This is a genomic window from Phenylobacterium sp. (genome assembly GCF_041920015.1).
Classification (GTDB): Bacteria; Pseudomonadota; Alphaproteobacteria; order Caulobacterales; family Caulobacteraceae; genus Phenylobacterium.
Window position 1 is genome coordinate 1 of record NZ_JAYRST010000107.1, and the last position, 8,339, is coordinate 8,339.

The window sequence follows — 8,339 nt, forward strand, 5'->3', positions numbered from 1 at the left end:
CTCCCCCAGCGGGGGAGCAATTGGAATTCAGCCGAAGCCCCCGCGGCGTCCGCCGCTTCCTCGTCCAGCGGCGGCTCGGCCAGGCGGGCGATCTCGGTCAGCAGGGCGGCGGGCGAGATCGGCTTGCCGACCACCCCGTCCATTCCCGCTTCCAGATAGGCGCGGCGCTGGTGGGCGAGCACATTGGCGGTGAGGGCGACGATCGGGGTCGCCGCCGGCGCCCCGCCCAGCGCTCGGATGCGGCGCGCAGCCTCCAGCCCGTCCATGCCCGGCATCTGCACGTCCATCAGGATCAGGTCGAAGGTCCCGCGCGAAGCCGCCTCGACGCCCAGCAGGCCGTCGGCCGCCGTCTCCACCGCCGCGCCCAGGTTCTCCAGCAGCTTGGTGGCGATCATGCGGTTTGTGGCGTTGTCCTCGACCACCAGCACGCGCAGGCCGTCCAGCCAGGGTTCCTCAGCAGCTTCGGCCGCTTGCACGGGCGCGGTGCGGGGGGCGGAAACCTCCAGCCAGAACACCGAGCCGACGCCCTCGGTCGAGGCGAAGCCGACGTCGCCGCCCATCATCCGCGCCAGCCGCTGGGTGATCGACAGGCCAAGGCCCGAGCCGCCGAACTTGCGCGTCGTCGAGGCGTCGCCCTGGTCGAAGCGCTGGAAGATCCGCGGCTGCACGGCTTCGGGAATGCCGACCCCGGTGTCGGCGATCTCCAGCCGCAGCATCTGGCCGGCCTCGCCGCCGCGCAGGCGGGCGCGGATCGTGACCTGGCCCTTCAGGGTGAACTTCACCGCATTGCCGACCAGGTTGAACAGCGCCTGGCGCAGCCGCATCGGGTCGCTGACCACCCAGCCCAGGTCGCCGGCCGCCTCCACCGCCAGCTTCAGCCCCTTGGCCTCGGCCTGCGGCCGCAGCAGCCGCGCCACGCCCTCGATCAACGCCTTGGGGTCGACCGGCTCGGGCGACATCTCCAGATGACCGGCCTCGATCTTCGAGAAATCGATGACGTCGTTCAGCAGTTCGGAGAGCATGTGGCCGCAGGAGAGCGCCTCCTCCAGCATGCGCCGTCCGTCCTCGGACAGGGCCTCGGATTTCAGCAGGTGCAGCACGCCTATGACCCCGTTCATCGGCGTGCGGATCTCGTGACTCATATTGGCCAGGAAGGCGGCCTTGGCCTCGCTGGCCGACTGGGCCGCGCGCTGGGCGGCCATCAACTCCAGTTCCTGGCGTTTGCGCTGGTCGAAATCCTGGATGAGGCCGACGCCCTTCAGCCACTTGCCCTTCCGGTCGGTCGACAGATGGTGGAAGACCCGAATCCAGCGCAGATCGCCGCTGGGCGTCAGGGCCCTGGCCTCGAAGGCCTCGCCCGGCGCGCGCTTGCCGTCGCGGATGTCTCGGAACGCCTGGCGGACACGGCCCAGGTCGTCCTTGTGGAAGCGCGGGAACTGGAGGGTCTGGGCCTCCTCGTAGCCTGCGCCCATCTTGCCCACCAGCTTCTCGAACTCGGGGCTGGTCCAGAAGGTCTTCTGGACGTGGTCGATCTCATAGACGCCCGCCTCGGCGGCGTGCAGCGCCAGCTTCAGGCGCCGCGCATTGACCTCGGCCTCGCGCCGCGCCTCGGCCAGGGGCGTGATGTCGTCGACATAGCAGACCACGCCCTGAACCCGGCCGCGCACGTCGCGCCAGGGACGCGCCTCCCATCGGAACCAACGCTTGTCGCCGTGCACGTCGGCGAAGCGATGCTCGCGGGCGCGGACCACCTCGCCGTCCAGGGCGCGCTTCTGGGCCGAGACGAGCTGGCGCGGCGCCTTGGGGAAGGCCTCGCCCAGGGCCGCCCCGATCGGGTCGGTTCCGGGGGCGGTGAAGGCTCGCCGCCAGGTGTCGCTGACCACCATGCAACGAAGCTGGCGGTCGAACATGGCCACGCCGAACGGCGAGTCCTCGATCAGTTGCAGGATCTTCTGGCGGCTGCGCAGGGCGCCGTCGCGCGCCTCGATCAGTTCGGTGATGTTCTGCGAGACCCCGCGCAGCGCATAGGCGCCGCCGGGCCGCGGTTCGGTCTGGAAGGTGACCCGCCAGTGCGACCAGCGCCCGGCCTTGGTCTTCATCCGGTGCTCGAACGAGCGCGATTCCCCGCGCACGATGCCGGCGATGAACTGCTCCTGCACCCAGGCGCGGTCGGCCGGATGCAGGATGTCCTCGAACTGTGCGCCGCTGGCGATGTCCTCGGGGGAGTAGCCGGTGATGGCCAGGATGTCGCGCGACCACTCCACGCGGTCGTCGTCCGGCTCGTAGATCCACGAGCCGATGCCCGCGGCCTGGGACAGCATGCGGCTGGTGCGTTCGGCCTCGGCCAGCCGCGCCTCGCGGGCGCGTTCCTCGGTGGCGTCGCGGACGACGCCGATGATCTCGCCGGCCTCGGTCAGTTGGGCGCGGCCCTCGAACCAGCGCCAGCCGCCGCCCTTGGTGCGGATGCGCGAGGCGTGGTCGCTGTAGCCCAGCTCGGCCAGCCGCCGCACATGCTCGTCGACGCTGGCGTCCTCGTCGGGATGGATGAAATCGCGCGCCGGGCGGCCGACGACGTCTTCGGCGCTCCAGCCGGTCTCGCGCTGGAACGCCGGATTGATCAGTTTGAACCGCTTGTCCGCGCCGATGACGAACATCACGTCGCGGCTGTTCTCGAACAGCCATTCTGTGATCGCCGCCGTCTCCTGCGGTGTTCTCTGAGCGGTCATCCATGCCCCCGGAAACCCGGGAGGAGAGGTAACACTGGTCGGTAAACGTAACGTGTGGGCGGACGAATTCCTGCGCGCGGGAGTTGCGACTGCCCAGCCGCGCGCGCCGTCGTGCCCGATTAGAAGGCGTTTTCGCCGGTGATCGCGCGGCCGAGGATCAGGGCATGGACGTCGTGCGCGCCTTCATAGGTGTTCACGGTTTCCAGGTTCGCGGCATGGCGCATCACGTGATAGTCGCCGGAAATGCCGTTGCCGCCGTGGATGTCGCGGGCCTCGCGGGCGATGGCCAGGGCCTTGCCGCAGTTGTTGCGCTTCATCAGGCTGATGGCTTCGGGAACCCAGGCGCCCTGGTCCAGCAGCCGGCCCAGCGCCAGGGCGCCTTCGAAGCCCAGGGCGATCTCGGTCTGCATGTCGGCCAGTTTCTTCTGCACCAGTTGGCGCGCGGCCAGCGGCTTGCCGAACACCTTGCGGGTCTGGGTGTACTCCCTGGAGGCGTGCAGGCAGAACTCGGCCGCGCCCATCGCGCCCCAGGCGATGCCGTAGCGGGCCTTGTTCAGGCACGAGAACGGGCCGCGCAGGCCGCTGACGTTCGGCAGCATCTGGTCTTCGGGCACGAAGACGTCGCTGAGCGCGATCTCGCCGGTGATCGAGGCGCGCAGCGACAGCTTGTTCTCGATCTTCGGGGTCGCGAGGCCCTCGCTGCCGCGGTCGACCAGGAAGCCGCGGATCACCCCGTCCAGCTTGGCCCAGACCAGGCAGACGTCGCTGATCGGGGCGTTGGTGATCCACATCTTGGCGCCGTTAAGCACGTAGCCGCCGTCCACCTTCTTGGCCACGGTGCGCATCGAGGCCGGGTCGGAGCCGCCGTCGGCCTCGGTCAGGCCGAAGCAGCCGACGATCTCGCCGCGCGCCATGCCGGGCAGGTACTTCATCTTCTGCTCTTCGGAGCCGAAGGCGTAGATCGGGTACATGACCAGCGAGGACTGCACGCTCATCGCCGAGCGATAGCCAGAGTCGATCGCCTCGATCTCGCGGGCGATCAGGCCGTAGGCGACGTGGTTGACGCCGGCGCCGCCATACTGCTCGGGCAGGGTCGGGCCGAGGAAGCCGAGCGCGCCCATCTCGGTCATGATCTCGCGGTCGAACCGCTCCTGGGCGAAGGCCGAGACCACGCGCGGCAGCAGCTTCTCGCGGGCGTAGGCGCGGGCGCTCTCCCACACCATGCGCTCCTCCTCGCTGAGGCGCGAGACGAGGTCCAGCGGGTCTTCCCAGTTGAAGGTCTTTTGCTGGTCGCCGGTGTCGAGGGCCATGGCGCGGTCTCCCGTGGAACTTGTCTGGGGCCTTATGGCTCCATTTTCCGCGAGCCGCTACGACCTTAAAGCTCGGCCCACATCCGCAGCAGGTTGTGATAGGTTCCGGTCAGCGAGACCAGCTCCGGCGCGCCGGCCCCGACCTTGCCGGCCAGTTGCTGGATGGCGATGTCCATCTGGAACAGCAGGGCGCGCTGCGCGTCGTCGCGGATCAGGCTCTGGAGCCAGAAGAAGCTGGAGGTCCGCGCCCCGCGCGTGACCGGCGTCACCTGATGCAGGCTGGAGGCTGGATAGAGGATCATGTCGCCGGCCGGCAGCTTGACCTCGTGCACGCCGTAGGTGTCCTCGACCAGCAGCTCGCCGCCGTCATAGTCCTCCGGCTCGGTGAGGAAGAGGGTGGCCGACAGGTCGCTGCGGATGCGCACCGTCCCGTCGCGGCTCTGGCGGATCGAATTGTCGATATGGACGCCGAAGGTCTGGCCGCCGCCATAGCGGTTGAACAGCGGCGGGAAAACGGTCTGGGGCAGGGCGGCGGTCACGAACAGCGGATTGGCCGACAGGGCGTCCAGGATCGCCTCGCCCGCCGCCTTGGCCGCCGGGCTGTCCTCGGGGAGCTGTTCGTTGCGCTTGGCCAGGGCCGACTGGGCGCCGCTGGTGGCGTTGCCGTCGATCCACTCGGCCGCGTCGATCAGCGCGCGCAACCGGGCCACCTGGTCCTTGGTCAGCACTTGGGGGATGTGGATCATCATGGTGCGGCGACCTTAAGCTTGCGCCCGGAAAAAAGAAGAGGCCCCGCCGGGCCGGGCGGGGCCTCGCAACGTCCGTCTAAACCGGGGAGATCAGAAGCGGGCGTTGAGGGTCAGGATCGCCTGGCGGCCGGGGCCGAAGTCGGCGTGGTGAACCCCGTTGGTGCGGGTGATGTATTCTTCATCCCCCACGTTCTGGATGTTCAGTTGCACGTCCAGGCGATCATTGATGCGATAGCCGGCATAGAGGTCGAAGCGCCAGTAGGCCGGGGCGAAGACGGCGTTGTTCCCGCCGCCGGCGCCGCCCTGGTTGCCGCCGAAGCTGTCGGAGACGTAGTAGGCGCCGCCGCCCAGGCTCAGCGCGTCGGTCACGTTGTAGGTCGTGAACAGGCTGAAGGTGTGCTCGGGCGTGTTGGCCAGCCGGTCGCCCACATTGATGCTGTTATAGGCGCCGCGGACCAGCTTGCTGTCCATGTAGGTGTAGCCGCCGAACACCATCCATTGCCGGGTGACGCGGCCGGTGACGCCGATCTCCAGGCCCTTCACCTCGGTCTCGCCGACCTGGGCGTAGACGCCGCTGGCGATCTGGATCTGGGCGTTCTCGCGCTTCATCTGGAACAGCGCCGCCGAGGTCGACAGCCGCTGGCCGAAGAACGCCCACTTCACGCCGACTTCCGCCGAGGTGACCTCTTCGGGATCGAGCAGGACGTTGGAGAGGTTGCCCGAGCCGGTGCCGGTGGCGGTGTTCTGGTCGCCGCCTGAGATGGTCGGCGGGGTCGAGGAGGTGCCGTAGGAGGCGTAGAAGCTGCCGTTCTCAGTCGGCTTGTAGACCAGGCCGACCTGGTAGTTGGTGAAGCTCCAGTCGCCCTTGCGCGCGGTGACCGTGGTCCCGGTGATCACGCCGGAGGCGCTGGTGGCCGAAACGTCATGGCCTTTCACCGAATACTCGTCGTGGCGGACGCCGAGGTTCAGCAGCACCTTGTCGCCGAACGAGATGGTGTCGAAGGCGTAGACGCCGACCGTCTCGGTATAGTTCACCGACGGGGTCGGGCGGGTGAGGATCCCCTGCCACGGGTCGCTCGGGTTCGGCGCGAAGACGCGGGTGCAGTCGCCGACGCCGGCGCTCGTGACGTTGTTGGTGAAGCCGGCCGGGCAGGCCGAGCCCGCCGTGGTGTAGATCACGTACGAGGCGTTCTTGTTGGTTTCGCGCGAAAGCTCCAGGCCGACGTCGTAGCTGTGCTCGATCCCGCCGGTGCGGAACTTGCCGTAGAAGTCGGTGACGGCCGCGACGGTGGTGGCCTGGTTCCAGCGGCTCTTGGTGCCGCGCTTCATCCACCATTCGCCGTTCACGAACTGGGCCGCGCCGCCGTCGCCGGGGTTGGTGACGAGATAGTCGTTCAGCGTCTTGGCGTAGCGGAACACGTTGCGGAAGGTGATCGCTTCGTTGATGTCGTGTTCGGACGTCAGGGTGAAGACGTCGGCCTTGGTCTTCTGGAAGTCGCGCGCGCTGAGGCCGTAGAAGGTGTCGCGCGGCACGTCGAGCACGCCGCTCTCGGTGCGCGGCGGGGCGTTCGGGCCGCTCAGCTTGGTGAACAGCGGCACGCCGTAGTCCGGCATCTCGTTGCGGTCGATGTGGTAGTAGCTGGCGGTGATGCGGGTATCGGTGCCGATGCCGACGCCGGCGGCGATCGCCGCGCCCCAGGAATCGAAGTCGACGGCGTTGCGGCCGGGCGCGTCGCCCTGCATGCCCATCAGGTTGATGCGCACCGCGCTGGTCTCGCCGACCGGCAGGTTGGCGTCGACCGCGCCGCGCAGATAGCCGTCGGTGCCGACCCGGGCGCTGACGCTGGTGGCCTCGGTCAGGTTGGGGCGCTTGGTGGTCAGGTTGATGCTGCCGCCGCCCGAGCCGCGGCCGTTATAGGCGCTGTCGGGGCCCTTGATGACCTCGACCTGCTCCAGGTTGAACAGGTCGCGCACCTGGCCGCCGGAGTCGCGGACCCCGTCGACGAAGACGTTGTTGCCCGAGGACTGGCCGCGGATGAAGGGGCGGTCGGCCAGCGGCTGGCCGCCTTCGCCCGCGCCGAAGGTGATGCCCGGCGAAGTGCGCAGGATGTCGCTCAGCGAGGTCGCGGCGGTCTGGGTGATGATCTCCTGCGGGATCACCGTGACGCTGCGGGGCGTGTCGATCAGCGCCGCCGTGAACTTGGGCGAGGCCGGTTGCAGGTTGGCGCGGCCTTCGACCTGCACGCCCGAGACTTCGGTGGGCGCGTCGGCCGCATCGTCCGCCAGAGCCAGTTGAGGCGCCAGGGCCAGCCCGGCCACGCTGGCCACAGCCGCCGGCGTCAGCGCCTTGCGCGCATAGGCCTTGATCCCGTTTGTCCGCCGCTTCTCCAACTTATCGCCCCTTATGTCACTTAAGAATGAAACTGCGAGGCGTTCTTAGTTTTGAGACAAACGATAAGCAATGAGAATTAGTCGCAACTGCGTCGACTGTGGCGCCGGCGCATCACTCCGGTCGATCCGGCCGGCTCGTCGCGCCGGATCGCGCTTTCGTCGCAGCCGCGTGGCAACCTCGGCCAGGGTCGCGCTGTTGACCTGTCAGGAGCTCGCCATGACCGAAGTCACCCTGACCGACATCGCCCGCCCGTTCCTCTGGATCGCGGCCGTTTCCTTCACGGCGGGGTTCGCCGGCTATGTAGCGCTCGCCCCGCGGCTGGCGGGGCTTTGAGGCGTCAGGCCCCGCGGGCCACGAACCAGCCGTTGCGGAAGTCCTCGGCGGCCTTGCCATAGACCACCTCGGCGCCGTCGGGCGTCGTCACCTGTCCGCCGGCGGCGTCCAGCACCGCATGGCCGGCGGCGATGTCCCATTCCATGGTCGGCCCATGCCGCGGATAGATGTCGGCCGCGCCCTCGGCGATGCGGCAGAACTTGATCGACGAATCCATCGGCTCGCGCAGGTCGAAGCCGTACTGCTCGGCCAGCTTGACCGCGGTCTCTTCCTTCATGGTGTGGCTGACCAGCGCCACGGCGGCTCCGGCGGGCCAGGCGCGGACGGCGATCTGCGCGGCGGTCCCGCCCACGGTGCGCTTCATCGCCTTGCCGCCGGCCGTGAACCAGGTCTCGCCAGTGGCCGGGGCGCAGACCGCGCCGGCGACCGGGCGGCCGTTTTCGATATAGCCGATGTTCACCGTGAAGTTCGGGTCGCCGCGCACGAAGGCCTTGGTGCCGTCGACCGGATCGACCAGGAAGAAGCGCGGCCCGATCGCGTCGGGCGTTCCGAACTCGCTGGCGTCTTCCTCCGACACCACCGGCACGCCGGGGAAGAGGGCGTTCAGGCGCTCGAGGATCAGGGCCTCGCCGCGCCGGTCGGCCTCGGTGACCGGGCTCTCGTCGGCCTTGCGGAAGACCTCCAGCTCCGATTTCCACAGCGGCAGGATCAGGGCTGCGGCTTCTTCGCACACCCCCGCCAGGGCTTCGCCGATATCGCGGGTCATCGCGCACCCCGCGGATCGTCGCTCACAAAGACCAGGGCGACGACGCGCGCGTCGATCACCTGT

The 8,339-nt window shown here is 68.8% G+C and carries 5 protein-coding genes; all 5 read right to left on the reverse strand.

The genetic code is table 11. The features are described 5' to 3' along the window. On the reverse strand, positions 1-2,726 hold a 2,726-nt coding region (locus ACE3TL_RS15685; protein WP_374579606.1), incomplete at its 3' end, for a PAS domain S-box protein. Positions 2,727-2,845: 119 nt separating this feature from the next. After that, the gene (locus tag ACE3TL_RS15690; protein WP_374579607.1) at positions 2,846-4,036 is read right to left on the reverse strand and encodes an acyl-CoA dehydrogenase; all 1,191 of its coding nucleotides are present in this window, start codon (positions 4,034-4,036) and stop codon (positions 2,846-2,848) included. A 65-nt stretch (positions 4,037-4,101) separates the two neighbouring features. Further along, on the reverse strand, positions 4,102-4,785 hold the full coding sequence (locus ACE3TL_RS15695) for a Fe2+-dependent dioxygenase (protein WP_374579608.1): 684 nt from the start codon (positions 4,783-4,785) through the stop codon (positions 4,102-4,104). A 90-nt stretch (positions 4,786-4,875) separates the two neighbouring features. Continuing rightward, positions 4,876-7,176, reverse strand: coding sequence for a TonB-dependent receptor (locus tag ACE3TL_RS15700; RefSeq protein ID WP_374579609.1), 2,301 nt, complete (start codon positions 7,174-7,176; stop codon positions 4,876-4,878). 338 nt (positions 7,177-7,514) lie between these two features. Next, on the reverse strand, positions 7,515-8,276 hold the full coding sequence (cysQ, locus tag ACE3TL_RS15705) for a 3'(2'),5'-bisphosphate nucleotidase CysQ (protein WP_374579610.1): 762 nt from the start codon (positions 8,274-8,276) through the stop codon (positions 7,515-7,517). Positions 8,277-8,339: the final 63 nt, after the last annotated feature.